The 17,739-nt window shown below is 71.5% G+C and carries 18 protein-coding genes; 4 read left to right on the top strand and 14 right to left on the bottom strand.

Features of this window, described 5'->3' with window-relative positions:
- The first annotated feature begins 12 nt into the window (after positions 1–12).
- Both AW271_RS00590 and AW271_RS00585 read left to right on the top strand, forming a co-directional pair.
- Positions 13–465 (top strand): DUF6220 domain-containing protein, encoded by a 453-nt coding sequence (locus tag AW271_RS00590; RefSeq protein WP_062330249.1) that lies wholly within the window; start codon positions 13–15, stop codon positions 463–465.
- A complete protein-coding gene (locus AW271_RS00585) occupies positions 462–2,309 on the top strand; it encodes a multicopper oxidase family protein (RefSeq protein WP_062330247.1) in 1,848 nt (615 codons plus the stop codon). Before AW271_RS00590 ends, AW271_RS00585 begins: the two co-directional genes overlap by 4 nt.
- Here the strand turns inward: AW271_RS00585 and AW271_RS00580 are convergent.
- The 13 genes from AW271_RS00580 to pyrG all read right to left on the bottom strand — a co-directional run bounded on the left by AW271_RS00580 (position 2,306) and on the right by pyrG (position 15,495).
- Positions 2,306–2,953: a response regulator transcription factor gene (locus tag AW271_RS00580; protein ID WP_062330245.1), complete on the bottom strand. Its 648-nt coding sequence runs from the start codon at positions 2,951–2,953 to the stop codon at positions 2,306–2,308. The two genes, AW271_RS00585 and AW271_RS00580, sit on opposite strands and share 4 nt — an antisense overlap.
- On the bottom strand, positions 2,944–4,191 hold the full coding sequence (locus AW271_RS00575; protein WP_062332888.1) for a sensor histidine kinase: 1,248 nt from the start codon (positions 4,189–4,191) through the stop codon (positions 2,944–2,946). Before AW271_RS00575 ends, AW271_RS00580 begins: the two co-directional genes overlap by 10 nt.
- A 134-nt stretch (positions 4,192–4,325) precedes the next feature.
- Positions 4,326–5,732: a ribosome biogenesis GTPase Der gene (der, locus tag AW271_RS00570; RefSeq protein ID WP_083975875.1), complete on the bottom strand. Its 1,407-nt coding sequence runs from the start codon at positions 5,730–5,732 to the stop codon at positions 4,326–4,328.
- 16 nt (positions 5,733–5,748) lie between these two features.
- A complete protein-coding gene (gene cmk, locus AW271_RS00565) occupies positions 5,749–6,426 on the bottom strand; it encodes a (d)CMP kinase (RefSeq protein WP_245652876.1) in 678 nt (225 codons plus the stop codon).
- A gap of 65 nt (positions 6,427–6,491) precedes the next feature.
- Entirely contained in the window at positions 6,492–7,580 is a 1,089-nt protein-coding gene (locus AW271_RS00560) for a prephenate dehydrogenase (RefSeq protein WP_062330243.1), read from the bottom strand.
- Positions 7,581–7,596: 16 nt separating this feature from the next.
- On the bottom strand, positions 7,597–7,956 hold the full coding sequence (gene aroH, locus AW271_RS00555; protein WP_062330241.1) for a chorismate mutase: 360 nt from the start codon (positions 7,954–7,956) through the stop codon (positions 7,597–7,599).
- 32 nt (positions 7,957–7,988) lie between these two features.
- Positions 7,989–9,902: a pseudouridine synthase gene (locus tag AW271_RS37930; RefSeq protein WP_063817809.1), complete on the bottom strand. Its 1,914-nt coding sequence runs from the start codon at positions 9,900–9,902 to the stop codon at positions 7,989–7,991.
- The gene (gene scpB / locus AW271_RS00545) at positions 9,899–10,441 is read right to left on the bottom strand and encodes an SMC-Scp complex subunit ScpB (RefSeq protein WP_062330240.1); all 543 of its coding nucleotides are present in this window, start codon (positions 10,439–10,441) and stop codon (positions 9,899–9,901) included. The genes AW271_RS37930 and scpB overlap by 4 nt, the downstream gene beginning before the upstream one ends.
- Entirely contained in the window at positions 10,434–11,258 is an 825-nt protein-coding gene (locus AW271_RS00540; protein ID WP_062330238.1) for a segregation and condensation protein A, read from the bottom strand. Before AW271_RS00540 ends, scpB begins: the two co-directional genes overlap by 8 nt.
- Positions 11,259–11,298: 40 nt before the next feature.
- Positions 11,299–12,189, bottom strand: coding sequence for a ParA family protein (locus AW271_RS00535; protein WP_062330236.1), 891 nt, complete (start codon positions 12,187–12,189; stop codon positions 11,299–11,301).
- 103 nt (positions 12,190–12,292) lie between these two features.
- The gene (gene xerD / locus AW271_RS00530; RefSeq protein ID WP_062330234.1) at positions 12,293–13,210 is read right to left on the bottom strand and encodes a site-specific tyrosine recombinase XerD; all 918 of its coding nucleotides are present in this window, start codon (positions 13,208–13,210) and stop codon (positions 12,293–12,295) included.
- A 15-nt stretch (positions 13,211–13,225) separates the two neighbouring features.
- Complete coding sequence (locus AW271_RS00525; protein WP_062330233.1) at positions 13,226–13,837, bottom strand: NUDIX domain-containing protein; 612 nt, start codon at positions 13,835–13,837, stop codon at positions 13,226–13,228.
- The gene (pyrG, locus tag AW271_RS00520; protein ID WP_062330231.1) at positions 13,834–15,495 is read right to left on the bottom strand and encodes a CTP synthase; all 1,662 of its coding nucleotides are present in this window, start codon (positions 15,493–15,495) and stop codon (positions 13,834–13,836) included. Before pyrG ends, AW271_RS00525 begins: the two co-directional genes overlap by 4 nt.
- A 142-nt stretch (positions 15,496–15,637) precedes the next feature.
- Here pyrG and AW271_RS00515 point away from each other — a divergent pair, with 142 nt between their 5' ends.
- On the top strand, positions 15,638–16,300 hold the full coding sequence (locus AW271_RS00515) for an acyltransferase (RefSeq protein WP_245652875.1): 663 nt from the start codon (positions 15,638–15,640) through the stop codon (positions 16,298–16,300).
- Between the two features lie 39 nt (positions 16,301–16,339).
- Positions 16,340–16,951 (top strand): DUF4126 domain-containing protein, encoded by a 612-nt coding sequence (locus AW271_RS00510; protein WP_062330227.1) that lies wholly within the window; start codon positions 16,340–16,342, stop codon positions 16,949–16,951.
- Here the strand turns inward: AW271_RS00510 and AW271_RS00505 are convergent.
- Positions 16,902–17,690: a class I SAM-dependent methyltransferase gene (locus AW271_RS00505; RefSeq protein ID WP_062330225.1), complete on the bottom strand. Its 789-nt coding sequence runs from the start codon at positions 17,688–17,690 to the stop codon at positions 16,902–16,904. The genes AW271_RS00510 and AW271_RS00505 overlap by 50 nt on opposite strands.
- Positions 17,691–17,739: the final 49 nt, after the last annotated feature.

The following is a 17,739-nucleotide window of genomic DNA, read 5'->3' as shown; positions in this document are numbered from 1 at the left end:
GGGGGATCCCACATGCGTAAGGTCTTCTTCGGGTTCACGGTGATCATGTTCATCTCCGTGATCGCCCAGTTCTACTTCGCCACGTTCGGCGCCTTCGAGCGGCCCGCGCCCGCCTTCGGCGCGGAGGACGCCGCGATCATGCCGCACATCCTCAACGGCACGATGGTCCTGCCGCTCCTGTCGATCCTGACCACGATCGTGGCCGCCGTCGCGAAGGCCGGGGGGCGGCTCATCCTGCTGTCGATCACGCCGCTGCTGCTGGTCGTCGTGCAGCTGTTCGTGATCTTCGAGCTGGCCGGGCTGGCGGGCGCCGGAACGGACACGACCACCACCGCGAGCCTGGTCGTGCTCGGCTTCCACGCCCTCGACGGCGTGGCGATCCTGTGGGCGTCGGTCGTGCTGATGAAGAAGGCCCGTGACCTGACCAGGGCCGCGGCGCCCGCGCCCCAGGCCGCCGTCGCGTGACCACCGCGCTCGCCGGCGGCCTCGACCAGATCGTCCTGGTCGTCGCCGCCGTGTTGTGGCCCGCCGCGGCCGGGTTCGCCGTCGCGGCGTTCCGGCCGCCGCACGACCCTCGGTTCCACCTGGCCGCCCTGGCGCTGAGCGCCGGGGCGGTCGTCGTGAGCGGGCTGCGGGTGGCGCTGACCGTGCGGCTCCTGGAGGCGGGGTGGTGGTTCGCCGCCGAGAAGGTGCTGCTGGCCCTGCCGCTGCTGCTGGTCCCGATGGTGTACGCCCTCACGACCACCGTCCCGGCGCTGCTGCGGCGTGACCGGGACCCGAGACGGGCCTACCCGCTGATCCTGACCGCGATCGGCGCGGTCGCCGGGCTGGCCTGCGACGTGCTCGTCTCCTACCCGGTGACCCTGTCGTCGGCGCTGGTCGTGATGCTCGTCGGGGGCGGCGCGGCGGCCCTGGCGTGGCGGCTGGTCGCCCGCAAGGGCGGCGACCGGTGGCGGATCGCCGGGTTCGCGGTGGCGCTGACCGGCGTCGTGTGGGCGATCACCGGCAGCTTCTCGGGCCCGCCGATGCACGCGGGCCACGGCGTCGCCGCCGAGGGCGTATCGGTGGCCTCCCTGCGCGGCCCGGCCGACCCCGCCGCGCGCCGGTACACCCTGACGGCGAAGGCGTCGAGCCTGACCGTCGGCGGCCGGAGGGTGGAGACGTGGTCGTTCAACGGCCAGAACCCCGGCCCGACCCTGCGGGTCAAGCAGGGCGAGACGATCGAGGTGACGCTGCGCAACGAACTGCCCGGCGACCAGGGCGTGACGATCCACTGGCACGGCTACGACCTGCCCGCCGGTGAGGACGGCGTGCCCGGCGTCACCCAGGACGCGGTCAAACCCGGCGGCGAGCACGTCTACCGCTTCCGGGCCGACGATCCCGGCACGTACTGGTACCACTCCCACCAGAACTCCAGCGTCGCCGTCGCCAAGGGCCTGTTCGGGCTGCTGATCGTCGACCCCGCCGAGGGCGACCACACGGTGGCGATCCATTCCTACGGCGACGTCCAGACCCTCTCCTTCGACGACCGGGCCCCCGCCGACGGCCTGGTCACGGCCGACCTCCCGCCCGGCACGCCGGTCCGGCTGCGCATCGCCGACACCAACAGCCTGCCGGTGACCCTGGGCCTGTCGGGCGTGGACTTCCGGTTGCGGTCGGTCGACGCCCGCGACGTCGCCAGCGCCACGCCGCTGCGCGACCGCCGCCTCAAGCTCGCCGCCGGCGGCCGGTACGACCTGACCTTCACGATGCCCGACGGCCCGGTCATGCTGAGCGTCGACGGCCATCCGGGCCTGGCCCTGAACGGCCGGGCCGCGCCCGCGACCGGCGACCTGCTCGACGTCACCCGCTACGGCACGCTGCCCGGCCTGCGGGAGGAGTTCGACCGGGAGATCGTCTGGGTGCTCGACAAGACCTTCGCCATGGTCGGCGGGGTGCCGAGGCTGGCCCACACGGTCAACGGGAAGGGCTATCCGAACATCCCGACGCCGGTCGTGCGCGAGGGCGACCGGGTCAAGATCACGATTGTGAACCGGTCGGGCGACCTGCACCCGATGCATCCCCACGGCCACCACGTCGAGGTGCTGTCACGCGACGGGCGGCCCGCCAACGGCATGCTCGTCGACACCTTCGACGTCGAACCGGGCGAGGTCTGGGTGGTGGCCCTGACGGCCGACAACCCGGGCCTGTGGATGTCCCACTGCCACGACCTGGCCCACGCCGTCCAGGGCATGGAGTTCCATCTGGCGTACGAGGGGATCACGACCCCGTTCGACATCGGCGGCCCGGCGGGCAACCACCCGGCCTAGGAACGGAGGAAGGCCAGCACCGCGAGCACCCGGCGGTGCTGGTCGGCGTCGTCGGCGTACAGGCCGAGCTTGGCGAAGATCGAGCGGATGTGCTTCTCCACCGCGCCCTCGCTCACCACGAGGTGACGCCCGATCGCCGGGTTGGAGCGGCCCTCGGCCATCAGGGCCAGCACCTCGCGCTCCCGGGGCGTCAGCAGGGCCACCGGGTCGTCGCGCCGCCGCCGGACCATCAGCTGGGAGATCACCTGCGGGTCGAAGACGGTGCCGCCGGAGGCGACGCCGCGCAGCCCGGCCATGAACTCCTCGACGTCGACCACGCGGTCTTTCAGCAGGTAGCCGACCCCGCCCCGGGCGTCGGCGAGCAGGTCGTCGGCGTAGGAGACCTCGACGTACTGCGACAGGATGAGGACCGGCGCCCCGGGCACCTCCTTGCGGGCCGCCACGGCGGCGCGCAGGCCCTCGTCGGTGAAGGTCGGCGGCATGCGCACGTCGACCACGGACACGTCAGGCCGATGCGCCGCGACGGCGGACACGAGCTCATCGCCCGTCCCCACCGTCGCGACCACCTCACAACCGAACTCTTCGAGGAGGCGTACCAGACCCTCCCGGATGAGCACGGCGTCGTCGGCCACCACTACCCGCACGGAACCTCCGCCACGATCAGGGTCGGCCCCCCGGTGGGGGACTGAACGGACAACTCGCCGTCGACCGCGCGCAGCCGGTCGGCCAGACCGGACAACCCGTGGCCCTTGGCGACATGGGCGCCGCCGACTCCGTCGTCGCCGATGGTCAGCAGCAGCGAGTCGCCCGTGCGGTCGAGCATGACCCGGCACACGGTGGCCCGGCTGTGCTTGGCAACGTTGGTGAGCGCCTCGGCGGTGACGAAGTAGACGGTGTTCTCGACCAGCGCCGCGAACCGCTCCTCGATCCGGACGTCGAGCTCGACCGGCACGGTGCAGCGGGCCGCCAGCGCCGACAGCGCCGGGTTGAGCCCCCGGTCGGCCAGGATCGGCGGGGCGATGCCCCGCGACAGGGCCCGCAGCTCGTCGAGCGTCTCCCGGGTGGCGGTGATCGCCTGCCCGATCGTCGTCGACGCGGCCACCGCGTCGCGCTCCAGCAGCCGCTGGGCCCGCGACAACTCCATCGCCAGGTGGACGAGCCGCTGTTGCGGGCCGTCGTGGATGTCCCGCTCCAGGCGGCGCAGCGCGTCGGCTTCGGCGTGGGCGGCGGCGTGCCGGCCCTCGGTGAGGTCGTCGATGCGGCCCTGCAGCTCGGCCATGCCGCTGAGCAGCGTCCGGCCGAGGTTGGCCTGGAGCGTCGCCATGAACCGGATGACCGGGAACAGCACCACCGTCGCGAACACGCCCAGCACCGCGTAGAACAGGGTGTTGGACAGGTAGGTCCCGCTGAAGCCGAGCAGTTCGGGCAGCTCGACGTTGCCGGGGATCTGGCTGGTGAACCAGCCCCAGATGGGATAGGTCACCCCGCCCAGCACCAGCCCCCACATCGCGATCGTCACCGAGAACGTCGCGACCGCGATCGGGAAGACGATCACCTGGTGCAGCACGTCGAGCCAGGACTGGGGGGTCATGATCGGGTTGACCAGCCGCCGGACCCAGCCCGCGCCCACCGGCGGCGCCGGATAACGCGGACGCTGCACCGGCCGCTCCAGGACCAGCGCGATGCGACCCCGTTCGAGGTCGCCGAACAGACGGGCGATGAGCAGGGTGACCGCCAGGACGGCCACCCCGACTCCGACGACGACGGTCCCGGCTCCGGCGGAGAGTCCGGCGACCATCAGGCAGAACGCGACCGTCGCCAGGGGGAAGCCCAGCATCAGGTAGCCGGTGTCGGCGGCCAGGCGGCGCAGATGTGTTCTCATGCCCATCAACTTAGAAATCGGCGGCTTTCCTCACGATCCCGCGTACACCCGACCGATGGTAGGGCTGGCACCACCATCACAGGCGCCTGAACCGCCACGGGCCGCGCCCGGAGGCGCGGCCCGTGGAGAACGTGCTACTTCTTGCGCTTCTCCCTGATCTTCATGGTGACCTCGATCGGGGAGCCCTCGAAGCCGAACTCCTCGCGCAGCCGCCGCTCGATGAAGCGCCGGTAGGTCTCCTCCAGGAAGCCGGAGGTGAACAACACGAACTTCGGCGGCTCGGTCGCGGCCTGCGTCGCGAACAGGATCTTTGGCTGCTTGCCGCCCCGCACGGGCGGCGGCGTCGCCTGCACCAGCTCGGTGAGGAACTGGTTGAGCCGGGCGGTCGGCACCCGGGTCGTCCACGAGTCGATCGCCCGCTCCAGCGCCGGGACCAGCTTCTCGACGTGACGCCCGGTCTTGGCGGAGATGTTCACCCGCAGCGCCCACGGGGTGCGGACGAGCTGGCGCTCGATCTCCTTCTCCAGGTAGTAACGCCGGTCTTCGTCGACCAGGTCCCACTTGTTGAACGCCACCACCATGGCCCGGCCCGACTCGATGACCAGCCCGATGATGCGCAGGTCCTGCTCGGTCAGCACCTCGGAGGCGTCGATCAGCACGATCGCCACCTCGGCCCGCTCCAGGGCCGCGCGGGTGCGCATGGCGGCGTAGAAGTCGGCGCCCTTGAGCTCGCGGTCGCGCCGCCGGATGCCGGCGGTGTCGATGAAGCGCCACGGCACCCCGCCGAGCTCGATCAGCTCGTCGACCGGGTCACGGGTGGTGCCGGCCATCGGGTCGACCAGCACCCGCTCCTCGCCGGCGACCCGGTTGAGCAGCGACGACTTGCCCACGTTGGGCTTGCCGAGCAGGGCCACCCGGCGCGGGCCGCGCTGCTCGCCGAACTTCAGCGGCGGGGTCTCGGGCAGCGCGTCGAGCACCACGTCGAGCAGGTCGCCGCTGGAGCGGCCGTGCAGGGCCGACACCGGGTAGGGCTGCCCGAGGCCGAGCGACCACAGTTCGTTGGCCTCCAGCTCCTGGAGGGCGTTGTCGACCTTGTTGGCGGCCAGCACGACCGGCTTGCCCGCCTTGCGGAGCACCCCGCCGACGGCCTCGTCGGAGTCGGTGATGCCGACCGTGGCGTCGACCACGAACAGGATCACGTCGGCCAGCTCGGCCGCCACCTGCGCCTGCTCGGCGATCTTCAGCGCCATGCCGGTGGCGTCGGGGTCCCACCCGCCGGTGTCGACCAGCGTGAACCGGCGGCCCCGCCAGTTGGCGTCGTAGGTGACCCGGTCGCGGGTCACGCCGGGGACGTCTTCGACGACCGCCTCCCGGCGGCCGATGATGCGGTTGACCAGGGTCGACTTGCCCACGTTGGGGCGACCCACCACCGCCACGACGGGCAGCGGACCCGAATCGGGCTCGTCGTCGTGGCCTCCCTCGACGTCGAGGGTGGCCAGTTCGGCCTCGATCCAGCCGTCGTCGTCGTACTCCGCGCTCATCGCGGCATTCCTCCTGTCAGCGCGCCTCGATCGGGGCGCGCTCCTTCACGAGCCGCAGGATCTCGGCGATCACCTCGTCGAGCCCCAGCTCAGTGGTGTCGACCTCGACCGCGTCGGCGGCCATGGTCAGCGGGTCGGCCTTGCGGGTGGAGTCGAGCGTGTCGCGGCGGGCCATGTCGGCCACCTGCGCCTCGACGGTCGACCCGGTCAGCTCGGCGTTGCGCCGGCGCGCGCGGGCCTCGGCGCTGGCGGTCAGGTAGATCTTGACGGGGGCGTGGGGGGCGACGACGGTGCCGATGTCCCGGCCCTCGACGACCATGCCCTCGGGGGTCGCGGCGATCAGCGCCCGCTGGAGGGCGACCAGGTGGGCCCGGACCTCGGGGACCGCGGCGACGGCCGAGACGGCGCCGGTCACGGTCGCCTCCCGGATCGGGCCGTTGACGTCGATCCCGTCGATCGTGACGCCGGAGTTCTCCGGGTCGGTGGACATCTCCAGCACCGGCTCGACGGCCCGCGCCGCGATGGTCTCGGCGTCGGCCAGGTCGATGCCCTGGTCGAGCACCCACCAGGTGAGCGCCCGGTACATCGCCCCCGTGTCGAGATAACGCAGGCCCAGCGCGCGGGCCACCCCGCGGGACGCGCTCGACTTGCCCGACCCCGAAGGCCCGTCCATGGCGACGACCAGACCCGGCACGGTCCACTCCCCTGTTCTCGTGTGTGTTGCGACCCCAGAAAGGCTACCGGGGCTCAGACCCGGCCTCAGCCCTGCAGCTGCCAGCCCTGCGCCCGCAGCGCGGTCGCGAAGATCTCGGCCGCCTCGGGCTGCACCGACAGCTCCACCGCGCCCAGGGGCAGCCCGGGCACGTGCTCCAGCCGCACGTCCTCGATGCTGACCCCCGCCTGCTCGGCCACCTGGAACAACCGCGCCAGCTCGCCGGGACGGTCGCCGATGACCACCTGGACCACCGCGTAGGTGCGCGCGGGGCCGCCGTGCTTGCCGGGGATGCGGCCGGTGCCGGCCACGCCCCGCTGGAGCAGGTCGATGACCTCGTCCATCGAGGTGCCGTCGATCGCGAACTCGCGCAGCGACCGGGCCGCCACGTTGAGGTCGTTGGCGACCGCCTCCAGGACCTCCGCCACGGGGGCGGCGTTCCCGGACAGGATGCCCGTCCACAGGGCGGGATCGCTGGCCGCGATGCGGGTCACGTCGCGGACGCCCTGCCCGCTGAGGCCGAGCGCCGTCTCGGGGGCCTCGGCCAGCCGGGCGGCCACCGCCGCCGCCGTCACGTGAGGCGCGTGGGAGATCACCGCCACGGCCCGGTCGTGCTCCTGGGCCCCGATGGTGACGGCGTTCGCCCCGCAGAGGGCGACCAGTTCGGCCACCGCCTCCCGGGCGCGCGGGCCCGACTCGATCGTCGGGCACAGCGCCCACGGGCGGCCGAGGAACAGGTCGTGGCGGGCCGCCCCGGGGCCGGACTTCTCCCGCCCCGCCAGCGGATGGCCCGCGACGAAGACCGACAGGTCGCACCCGAGCACCGCGGCCTGCGCGATCGGCAGCGCCTTCACGCTGGCCACGTCGGTGTAGAACCGGGCCGCCTCGTTCTTCTGCAGTTCGAGCAGCTGGTCGGCGACGAACTGCGGCGGCACCGCGATGACCGCGACGTCGGCCCGCTCGCCGCCGTCCCAGGGTTCGCCGGCGCCCAGTTCGCTGGCCAGCCGTACGGCCCCCGGGTCGCGGTCGGTCAGCAGCACCCTGATGTCACGGCGGCGCAGCGCCAGCGCCAGCGACGTGCCGATGAGGCCCGTGCCGACGACCAGAGCACTGCTGAGTGAGCCACCCTCGGTCATGGATTTCCTCGGTGATCTATTGAGCGATGTCGACCCGCAGCGCGACCGCGCCGCGCAGGTAGACGTGGTGGATCTCCTGGCGCGGGCGGTCGACGGCGACGTGGGCCATCAGCCGCACCACGCGGGGCAGCGCGCCCGGGACGCCGATCTCCGACGCGCAGAGCAGCGGCACGTCGTGGAATCCCAGCTTACGGGCGGCCAGAGCGGGGAACTCGGCGGTCAGGTCGGGTGTCGCGGTGAAGATCACGCTGATCACCTCGTCGGTGGTGAGCCGGTTTCGCTCCATCACTTCGGTGACCAGCTCGGTCGTTCCCGTGATGATCGACTCACGGTCGTTCCCGTCAACCTGGATCGCGCCGCGGACCGCCCTGACCATATGCCTGACTCCTATCTGATCGTCCGCAAAGGCTACAGCTTGACCGATGCGTAGAGTTCGCCGACTTCGTGCAGGCTGAGCGCGCGGATCGTCCCGGGCTTGAGCCGGCCGAGCTTGACCGGCCCGAACTCGATGCGGGCCAGGTCGATCACGCGGTGCCCGGTCTCCTCCAGGAGGCGGCGCACGATGTGCTTGCGCCCCTCGTGCAGGACGACCTCGACGAGCGCCTGCTGACCGTGCTCCTGCACGATCGTGAACGAGTCGACCTTGGCCAGCCCGTCCTCCAGCTCGACGCCCTTGCGCAGCGTGCGGTGCAGGTCGCGCGGGACCGGGCCGGGCACCTTCGCCCAGTACTTCTTCGGCACGCCGTAGCTCGGGTGCGTCAGCCGGTGAGCCAGCTCGCCGTCGTTGGTGAGCAGCAGCAGCCCCTCGGTCTCGGTGTCGAGCCGCCCGACGTGGAACAGCCGCGGAGCCAGTTCCTGGACGAAGTCGGCCAGGCACGGCCGCCCCTCCGGGTCCTCCATCGTGGAGACGACGCCGATGGGCTTGTTCAGGGCGTAGTAGACGAGGTCGGGCGCGGTCGGGATGCGCTTGCCGTCGACGTGGATGACCTGCTTGGCCGGGTCGACCCGCGCCCCGAACCGCCGGACCACCTGGCCGTCGACGGTGACGCGCCCCTCGCCGATCATGTCCTCGCACGCGCGCCGCGAGGCGACGCCCGCCTGGGCGAGCACCTTCTGCAGCCGCTCGCCGCCGGGGATCTCGGTGGTGTCGCGCTCGTCCTTGTAGCCGGGCTCCCAGAAGTCGGGGTCCCGCTTCGGCTGGGCGGACGTCTTGAAGGGCTGGGCCTTGGGACGGACCGGCTTCCCGACCGTCTGCACGTCGTCACGACGCCCGCCCCGGTCGGCGCGCATCGGCCGCTCGACCTTGCCGAACCGCGCCCGGGAGCCCTTGGCGGCCGGGTTGCCGCGGTCGTCACGGGATTCGAAGGACCGCTCGGGCCGGTCGTCACGAGCGGGCCGGTCATCCCGGAAGGACCGCTGCGGGCGGTCGCCGTAGGAACCACCGGACCGCTGCGGGCGGTCGCCGTAGGAACCACCGGACCGCTGCGGCCGGTCGCCGTAAGACCCGCCGGACCGCTGGGGCCGGTCGCCGTAAGATCCGCCGGACCGCTGCGGCCGGTCGCCGTAGGAGCGGGCGGGGCGGTCGTCGCCGTAGGAACGCTGGGGCCGGTCGCCGCCGGAGGGGCGGTCCGAGCGGAAGCCACCGGGACGGTCGTCACCGGAGGGCCGCTGCGGCCGGTCGCCGTAGGAACGGGCGGGACGGTCGTCGCCGTAGGAGCGCTGGGGCCGGTCGCCGTAAGAACGTTGCGGGCGGTCGTCGCCGTAGGAACGCTGGGGCCGGTCACCGAAGGAACGGCCGGGACGGTCATCGCCGGAGGGCCGCTGCGGGCGGTCGCCATAAGAACCACCGGACCGCTGCGGGCGGTCACCGTAAGAACCGCCCGACCGCTGGGGCCGGTCACCGTAAGAACCGCCGGGCCGCTGCGGGCGGTCGCCGTAGGAGCGGGCGGGGCGGTCGTCGCCGTAGGAGCGCTGGGGCCGGTCGCCGTAGGGCCGGTCGGAGCGCGGGTTGTCGTCGCGGGAGGAACGCTGCGGGCGGTCGTCGCGCGAGCCGTAGCCTCGGTCGTCGCGCGGACCACGGGAAGCCCGGTCGTCGCGGGATCCGTAACTCCTGTCGCCGCGCGGGGCGCGGTCGTCGCGGGCGCGGAAGTCGCGGCCGCCCCGGTCGTCGCGGGAGCCGGAGCCGCCGCCCGACGAGCCGCCGCCGAACCCGCCGCGTTTGGCGGGGCCGCCCGAGCCGGTGCCGCGGGAGCCTGATCGGCCCGCGCGGAAGGAGTTGCCTCGACCGCGTCCATCACCGGACGGGGTGCTGCGCTTGTTCACTTGGGTTGCTCCTCAAGGGTGTCAACGTCGTCGGGGAGGAAGGGCGCCAGTTCGGGGAGCTCCGACAGCTCCCGCAGGCCCAACCTCTCCAGGAAGTAGCTGGTGGTCCGGTAGAGCACGGCCTGGCTCTCCGGGTCGGTCCCGGCCTCTTCGACGAGGCCGCGGGCGGCGAGCGTGCGCATGACGCCGTCGCTGTTGACGCCGCGGATCGCCGCCACCCGGGCCCGGCTGACGGGCTGCCGGTAGGCGACCACGGCGAGGGTCTCGAGCGCGGCCTGGGTCAGCCGCGCCTGCTGGCCGTCGCGCACGAACCGCTCCACCAGGGGGGCGCATTCGGCGCGGGTGTAGAGGCGCCATCCTCCGGCGACCTCTCTCAGGTCAAAACCCCTCCCGGCGGAGGTGTATTCCGCCGACAGGTCGCGCAGGGCGGCCGCGATCTCGGCGGTCGGCCGTTCGAGCACCTGCGCGAGGGTGATCTCCGCGACGGGTTCGTCGACGACGAGCAGGATGGCCTCGAGGCCCATGGTCAGCTCAGACATCGTTCTCCCCCTGTCGGGTCTCGTCGTAGTCGTCGCCGACGAGCACGGTGCCGTCGGCGGTTCCGGTCCAGGTCACGTAGAGGTCTCCCAGCGGCTCGGCCTGCTCGAAGGAGACCGCCGCCTCGCGGAACAACTCCAGAACGGCGAGGAACCTCGCCACCACTTCGAAAGGGCCGGCGCAGTCGGAGGTCAGCGCCCGGAACGTCGCGGTGCCCGCCCGGCGCAACCGCTCGACCAGGATAGCGGCCTGTTCGCGTACCGAGGCGAGTGGTTGGTACATGTGGGTGACGGAAACGGTCGGCGGCAACTTCGGGGTGAACGCCCGGCGGGCGATCTCGGCCAGCCGTTCGGGCCCGATCCCGAGCACCAGCTCCGGCAGCAGGTTCGCGAACGCGGGCTCCAGCGGCACCAGGCGCGGGAACCGCAGCGCCTCCTCGGCCATGCGGCCGGAGAAGATCTTCGCGACCTCCTTGTACGCCCGGTACTGCAGCAACCGCGCGAACAGCAGGTCACGGGCCTCCAGGAGGGCGAGGTCCTCCTCGTCCTCCACCTCGCCGGTCGGCAGCAGCCGGGCCGCCTTGAGGTCGAGCAGGGTGGCCGCGACCAGCAGGAAGTGGCTGGTCTGGTCGAGGTCCCATTCGGGCCCGCGCGACCGGATGTAGGAGATGAACTCGTCGGTGACCTTGCTGAGCGAGACCTCGGTGATGTCGAGCTTGTGCTTGGCGATCAGCCCGAGCAGCAGGTCGAAGGGCCCCTCGAACACCTCGAGGTGGACGTGGAACCCTTCGGCTGGCGCGGTGGTCTCCGGCTCGGTCATCGAGCCATTGTCGCGCGTATTCGAGGCAGGTTCGCGTGAACTACAAGCGCGCGGGCCAGCGGGCCAGCACCTCGCGGGCCAGCTCGCGGTAGGCGGTGGCGCCCATCGAACCCGGGTCGAACTGGGTGATCGGCTCACCGGCCAGGGTGGCGTCGGGGAAGCGCACGGTGCGGTTGATCACCGTGTGGAAGACCTTGTCGCCGAAGCCCTGCATGATCGTCGCCAGCACCTCGCGGGCGTGGAGGGTGCGGGGGTCGTACATGGTGGCGAGGAGGCCGTCTATCTCGAGGTTCTTGTTGAGGCGCTCCTGGACCTTGGAGATCGACTCCATCAGCAGGGCCACGCCGCGCAGCGCGAAGAACTCGCACTCCAGGGGGATCATGACGCTGTGGGCGCAGGTCAGCGCGTTGACCGTCAGCAGGCCGAGCGAGGGCTGGCAGTCGATCAGGCAGATGTCGTAGTACGGGAGCAGGGGCTCCAGGCTGCGCTGGAGGGCGTATTCCCGGGCGACCTCGTTGACCAGCCGGATCTCCGCGCCGGACAGGAAGATGTTGCTGGGCAGCAGGTCCATGCCCTCGACGCTGGTGCCGAGCAGCACGTCTTCGGCGGTGACGTCGGGCTCCTCCATTAGGAGGTCGTAGATCGTCGTCTCGAGGGGGCGGGGGTCGATGCCCAGGCCCACCGACAGGGCGCCCTGCGGGTCGAAGTCGACCAGCAGAACCTTCTGCCCGACCTCGGCTAACGCGGCGCCGAGGTTGATCGTGGTGGTCGTCTTGCCGACGCCGCCCTTCTGGTTCACCATGGCGACGACCCGCGCCGGGCCGTGGCTCTCGGGCGTGGGCGGCTCGGGGAAGACGGGACGGGGGCGCCCGGTCGGACCCAGGGCACCCGGGCTCCCCGCGGTCCACGTCTCGTCTGTGGTCGCAGTCACCTGTTGATCCTCCCTGACGGTCCCGAATCGGACCGAATCTAGAGGGTAGTCACGTATGCGGCAAGGCGCCGCGCCCAAGCAAAGCCAGGGTAACGGAACTGAATCACCTGCGGGCACGGGGATGGGCGGCGGCGTACACCTCTCTGAGCTTGTCGACCGTCACGAGGGTGTAAACCTGGGTGGTCGTCACCGAGGCGTGGCCGAGCAGTTCCTGCACCACCCTGACGTCGGCGCCGCCGTCGAGCAGGTGGGTGGCGAACGAGTGGCGCAGCATGTGGGGCGAGACCCCCGACAGGCCGGCCCGCTCGGCCGCCGACTGGAGGACCTCCCAGGCGCCCTGACGGGTCAGCCGGCCGCCCCGGGCGTTCAGGAACAGCGCGGGGGTTCCCCGGCCGTGAGAGGCGATCTGAGGACGCGCACGCACGAGGTAGGCGTCGAGGGCCGACCGGGCGTAGCGGCCGAGGGGCACGATCCTGGTCGTGCCGCCCTTGCCGCGCAGCACCACCTGCGAGGCCGTGGCGATGTCGTCGACGGCCAGGCCCACCGCTTCGGAGATGCGGGCGCCGGTTCCGTACAGGACCTCCAGAAGGGCCCGGTTCCGGAACGTCAGGGGCGACTCGTCGGGACCCGACGCGGCGATGAGGCGCTCCACGTCGTCGACGGTGATCGCCTTGGGGAGCCGGCGCAGCGTGCGCGGGGGCCGCACCTGGTTGGCCGGGTCGTGCCCCGAGACGCCCTCGCGCAGCGCGAACCGGTGGAGCCCCCTGACGGCCGAGACGGCCCTGGCCGCCGAACTGGCGACCAGGGCCGGATGCTCGTCGTCGCCCTCCCGCAGCGCGGCCAGGAACGCCACCACGTCGGCCTCGGCGACCTGGCCGATGGAGGCCAGGCCGCGCGAGGTCAGGTGGTCGACGTAACGACGCAGGTCACGGCGGTATGAGGCCAGCGTGTTCGCCGAAAGGCCCCGCTCCACCGCCAGGTGGGCGAGGTAGCTGGTGAGTACGGCTTCCGGCGAGCTCAGCGTAGGTCCCCTGGTTCAGGCCTCCGGCGCGCTCGCGGCCCGCAGGCCCTTGTAGTCGTCGGAGGATGCGGCGTACGCGGCGAGAATACCGGCGATGGCGGGGGAATTGTGGATCATTCCGGCCAGCGCCTTCTCTACCGCTTCGTCCAGAGGTACCCATTCCACCGGCATGTCGATCTCTTCGTGATGCCGGACGTAGGTGTTCTCTTCGTCAGGAATCCTTTCCAGATCCCTGGCCAGGAAGACGCGGATGCGCTCGTCGCTCATGCCGGGCGAGGTGTAGAGGTCGACCAGCGTGTGCCACGTGCGGGCGCGGTATCCGGCCTCCTCGGCCAGCTCGCGCGCCGCGCAGTCGACCAGCGGCTCCCCCGGCACGTCGCGGATGCCCGCCGGGAGCTCCCACAGCAGTCTCTGTACGGGGTGGCGGTACTGCCGCAGCAGCAGCACCCGCCCGGCGTCGTCGACCGCGGCCACGGCCACCGAGCCGGGGTGCTTCACGTAGTCGCGGTCGGCGGTCTCGCCGCCCGGCATGACGACCGTGTCGGTCACGGCCGAGATGATCCGGGCCGAGAACCGCTCGCGCGAGGCGGTGACCTCCCACCGCTCGCGCACGTCGGCCACGGTCACTTGGCCTTCACCGCCTTCGCGCGGCTCTCGGCGTGCGCGATCGAGGCCGCGATCAGGCCGCGGAACAGCGGATGGGCCCGGGTCGGGCGCGAGCGGAACTCGGGGTGCGCCTGCGTGCCGATGAAGAACGGGTGCAGGTCGGAGGCCAGCTCGGCGTACTCGACCAGGCGGCCGTCGGGCGACAGGCCCGAGAAGACCACGCCGACCTTCTCCAGGCGCTCGCGGTAGGCGTTGTTGACCTCGTAGCGGTGGCGGTGGCGCTCGTCGGCCTTGGCCTTGCCGTAGAGCTGGCGGGCCAGCGAGCCCTCGCCGAGCTTGGCGGTGTACATGCCCAGCCGCATCGTGCCGCCCATGTCGCGCTCGCCGGCGACGACGTCCTCCTGGTCGGCCATCGTCGAGATGACCGGGTGCTTGACGTCGGGGTCGAACTCGGCGCTGTTGGCCTCCTCGATGCCGGCCAGGTTGCGGGCCGCCTCGATGACCATGCCCTGCATGCCCAGGCAGATGCCGAGCAGCGGGATCTTGTTCTCGCGGGCGTGCCGGATCGCGCCGATCTTGCCCTCGATGCCGCGCACGCCGAAGCCGCCGGGGATGAGCACCCCGTCGACGCCGTCGAGCTCGCGGGCCGCCCCTTCGGGGCTCTGGCAGTCGTCGCTGGTCACCCACCGGATGTTCACGCGGGCGTCGTTGGCGAAGCCGCCCGCGCGCAGGGCCTCGGTGACCGACAGGTAGGCGTCGGGCAGGTCGACGTACTTGCCGACCAGCGCGATGGTGGCCTCCTTCGACGGCTTGTGCACCCGCTTGAGGAGCTGGTCCCACTCGGTCCACTCGACGTCGCGGAACGGCAGGCCCAGGCGGCGCACGACGTAGGCGTCGAGCCCCTCGGCGTGCAGCACCTTCGGGATGTCGTAGATCGAGGGGGCGTCGACGGCCGAGACGACCGCGTCCTCGTCGACGTCGCACATCAGGCTGATCTTGCGCTTGAGCGAGGTCGTGATCGGCCGGTCGGACCGGCACACGATCGCGTCGGGCTGGATGCCGATGCTGCGCAGGGCGGCGACGGAGTGCTGGGTCGGCTTGGTCTTCAGCTCGCCGCTCGGCCCGATGTAGGGCAGCAGCGAGACGTGCAGGAAGAAGACGTTGTCGCGGCCCACCTCGTGGCGCACCTGGCGCACCGCTTCGAGGAAGGGCAGCGACTCGATGTCGCCGACGGTCCCGCCGACCTCGGTGATGACGACGTCGACGTCGGGGCCGGCCATGCCGCGGATGCGGTCTTTGATCTCGTTGGTGATGTGCGGGATCACCTGGACGGTGTCGCCGAGGTACTCGCCGCGCCGCTCCTTGGCGATCACGTTGGAGTAGACCTGCCCGGTCGTGACGTTCGCCGAACCGTGCAACTCGGTGTCGAGGAAACGTTCATAATGGCCGACGTCGAGGTCGGTCTCGGCTCCGTCGTCGGTGACGAAGACTTCACCGTGCTGGAACGGATTCATCGTTCCGGGGTCGACGTTCAGGTAAGGGTCGAGTTTCTGCATCGTCACGCGAAGGCCACGGAGCTTGAGCAGCCGGCCGAGACTCGAGGCCGTGAGGCCCTTGCCGAGGCTGGAGGCGACGCCGCCGGTGACGAACAGATGTTTGGTGCTAACGGCGTTGCGCAAGGGGTCTCCCGTGGTCCGAAAAAGTGTCGGCCATGTCCACGGGCTTCGAGCCTATCAAATCCTGGTGTCCCCAGCTCACCCACGTGCGGTAACCCGCCATGGGCGGGGATTTCACAAGAAGGTAACTTGATCCGTTATGTCGATGCGGCAACGGTTGATGGGCCGTCTGATCCACCGGATGTGGGCGTACATCCGCGAGGCCGGGGCCCTCACCCCCCTCTCCCCGGCCGGTTACCGGTTCCGCAAACTGGGCGACGGCGTCTGCATCGCGTTCCCGGTCGGGGCCATCTTCGGCGAGCAGTGGATCGAGATCGGCGACCACACCCTGATCGGTGAACGGGTCTCGATCTCGGCCGGGATGGGCCCCGGGGTCGACCTCGGCCCCGACTCCCTCGTCCGGATCGGCGGCTCCTGCTCGATCGGCCGGGGCAGCCACATCGTCGGCCACCAGTCGATCGACATCGGCGACCACGTCTTCACCGGCCCGTACGTCTACATCACCGACCAGAACCACGTCTACGACGACCCTTCGGTGCCGGTCGGGCGGCAGTGGCCGCGTAACAATCCGGTCAGCATCGGCGAGGGCTCCTGGCTCGGGACGGGGGCGATCATCCTCCCGGGCACCAGGATCGGCCGGCAGTGCGTCGTGGCCGGTGGGGCGGTGGTCAGGGGCGAGTTCCCCGACCACTGCGTGATCGCCGGAGTGCCCGCCAAGATCGTGCGGCGGTACTCCCCCGAGGAGGGCTGGGTGGCGCCGGAAGTCCGGTTGATGCGGATCGCGGGAAGTTCCGGGGATATTTCGTAATAGTGGGTCGTTGTCCCCTCGAAGGGAGGTCGATCTGCTGTGTTCGCGACACTGACCGGCTTAGGGCTCTCCACGGCGGCCGGCCTGAACGCCTACATCCCGCTCATGGTCGTCGGCGTGCTGGCCAACGTGACCGACGCCGTGCGGCTGCCGTCGGAGTACGCGTGGTTGTCGAACGGCTGGGTGCTCGGCGTCATCGGCGTGCTGCTGCTGGCCGAGTTCGTCCTGGACAAGGTCCCGGTCGTCGACCACGTCAACGACATGATCCAGACCGCGGTGCGGCCCGCGGCGGGCGGCGTGGTCTTCAGCGCGACCTCGGCGGCCTCGCAGCTCGACAACTCGACGTGGATGGCCGAACACCCGGCGGTCGGCTGGATCCTGGGCATCGTGACGGCGCTGATCGTCCACCTGGTCAAGTCGGGCGCCCGCCCGGTGGTGAACGCCACCACGGCCGGCGTCGGCGCGCCCGTCGTGAGCACCGTGGAGGACGCGGGGTCGCTCTCGCTCAGCCTCGTGGCGGTGTTCACGCCCGTGCTGGTGCTGGTCTTCCTGGCGGGGATGATCGCGATCGGCTGGGTGGCGCTGCGCAGACTCGCGCGCTTCAGGAGGACGCGGGCCCTGGCGAAGGCGTCGAGGACCGCTCGAGAGTGAGCAGCGTGTCGGCGAACTCCGGCGCCGGCGCGTCCGGATCGGCCGCCACGGCCCTCTCCAGCCGCTCGAAGCCCTCTTCCAGCTCCTCGGGGCCCAGCTGGGCGAAGAACGACAACGTCCGCAGCCGCAACCGTTCGAGCACCTCCTGACGGCTGCCGGACGACGGCTGCACCACCGTGCCGAAGCTCGCCACCCGCCACCCCGCCGACGTGAAGATCTCGATGACCTCGTGGAGCGGCTGGAACAGGGCGGCGTCGATCTCGAAACCCCGGGTGAAGTGCTCCAGCCACCACGGCCGGGGGTGGTGGTCGCTGAAGTTGGCGCGCAGCAGCAACCGCCCGCCGGGCCGCAGCACCCGCGCCAGCTCCCGCGCCGCCCGCCGCTTGTCCTGGACGTGGTGCCAGGAGAGAAACATGAGCGCGTAGTCGGCGCTTTCGGACTCCACGGGCAGGTCCTCGGCGGACCCGGCCAGATAACGCACCCCGGGATGCCGCGACTGCTCCTGCGCGACCTCCCGCATGCGCACCGACGGGTCGACCCCGACGACCGGCCCGAACTCCTCGGCCAGCGCGGGCGTGAACCGCCCGGTCCCCGAGCCGACGTCAAGCCCGTCGAGCGGCCGCCGATCGGGCAGCACGGCGGCGAAGGCGCTGATCCACACCTGCCGCTGCCGCTCGGTCAGCGCCCGGCCGCGCGCGTAGTCGCGGTACTGCTCCCGGTCATAGTCGACCCGTTTCATCGCAGCTCCCCCATCAGGTGGGCCGGACGCACCGACCCCCGGCCACGCG

It is taken from the genome of Herbidospora sakaeratensis (assembly GCF_001570525.1).
In the GTDB taxonomy this organism is placed as follows: domain Bacteria; phylum Actinomycetota; class Actinomycetes; order Streptosporangiales; family Streptosporangiaceae; genus Herbidospora; species Herbidospora sakaeratensis.
This window is presented reverse-complemented; position numbering and strand designations above follow the sequence as displayed.

Coding starts and splice junctions, on each gene's coding strand:
- AW271_RS00590 (WP_062330249.1), top strand. CDS start 13: ATGCGTAAGGTCTTCTTCGGGTTCACGGTGATCATGTTCATCTCCGTG.
- AW271_RS00575 (WP_062332888.1), bottom strand. CDS start 4,191: ATGAGAACACATCTGCGCCGCCTGGCCGCCGACACCGGCTACCTGATG.
- der (WP_083975875.1), bottom strand. CDS start 5,732: ATGAGCGCGGAGTACGACGACGACGGCTGGATCGAGGCCGAACTGGCC.
- AW271_RS00560 (WP_062330243.1), bottom strand. CDS start 7,580: ATGACCGAGGGTGGCTCACTCAGCAGTGCTCTGGTCGTCGGCACGGGC.
- aroH (WP_062330241.1), bottom strand. CDS start 7,956: ATGGTCAGGGCGGTCCGCGGCGCGATCCAGGTTGACGGGAACGACCGT.
- scpB (WP_062330240.1), bottom strand. CDS start 10,441: ATGTCTGAGCTGACCATGGGCCTCGAGGCCATCCTGCTCGTCGTCGAC.
- AW271_RS00540 (WP_062330238.1), bottom strand. CDS start 11,258: ATGACCGAGCCGGAGACCACCGCGCCAGCCGAAGGGTTCCACGTCCAC.
- AW271_RS00515 (WP_245652875.1), top strand. CDS start 15,638: ATGCGGCAACGGTTGATGGGCCGTCTGATCCACCGGATGTGGGCGTAC.
- AW271_RS00505 (WP_062330225.1), bottom strand. CDS start 17,690: ATGAAACGGGTCGACTATGACCGGGAGCAGTACCGCGACTACGCGCGC.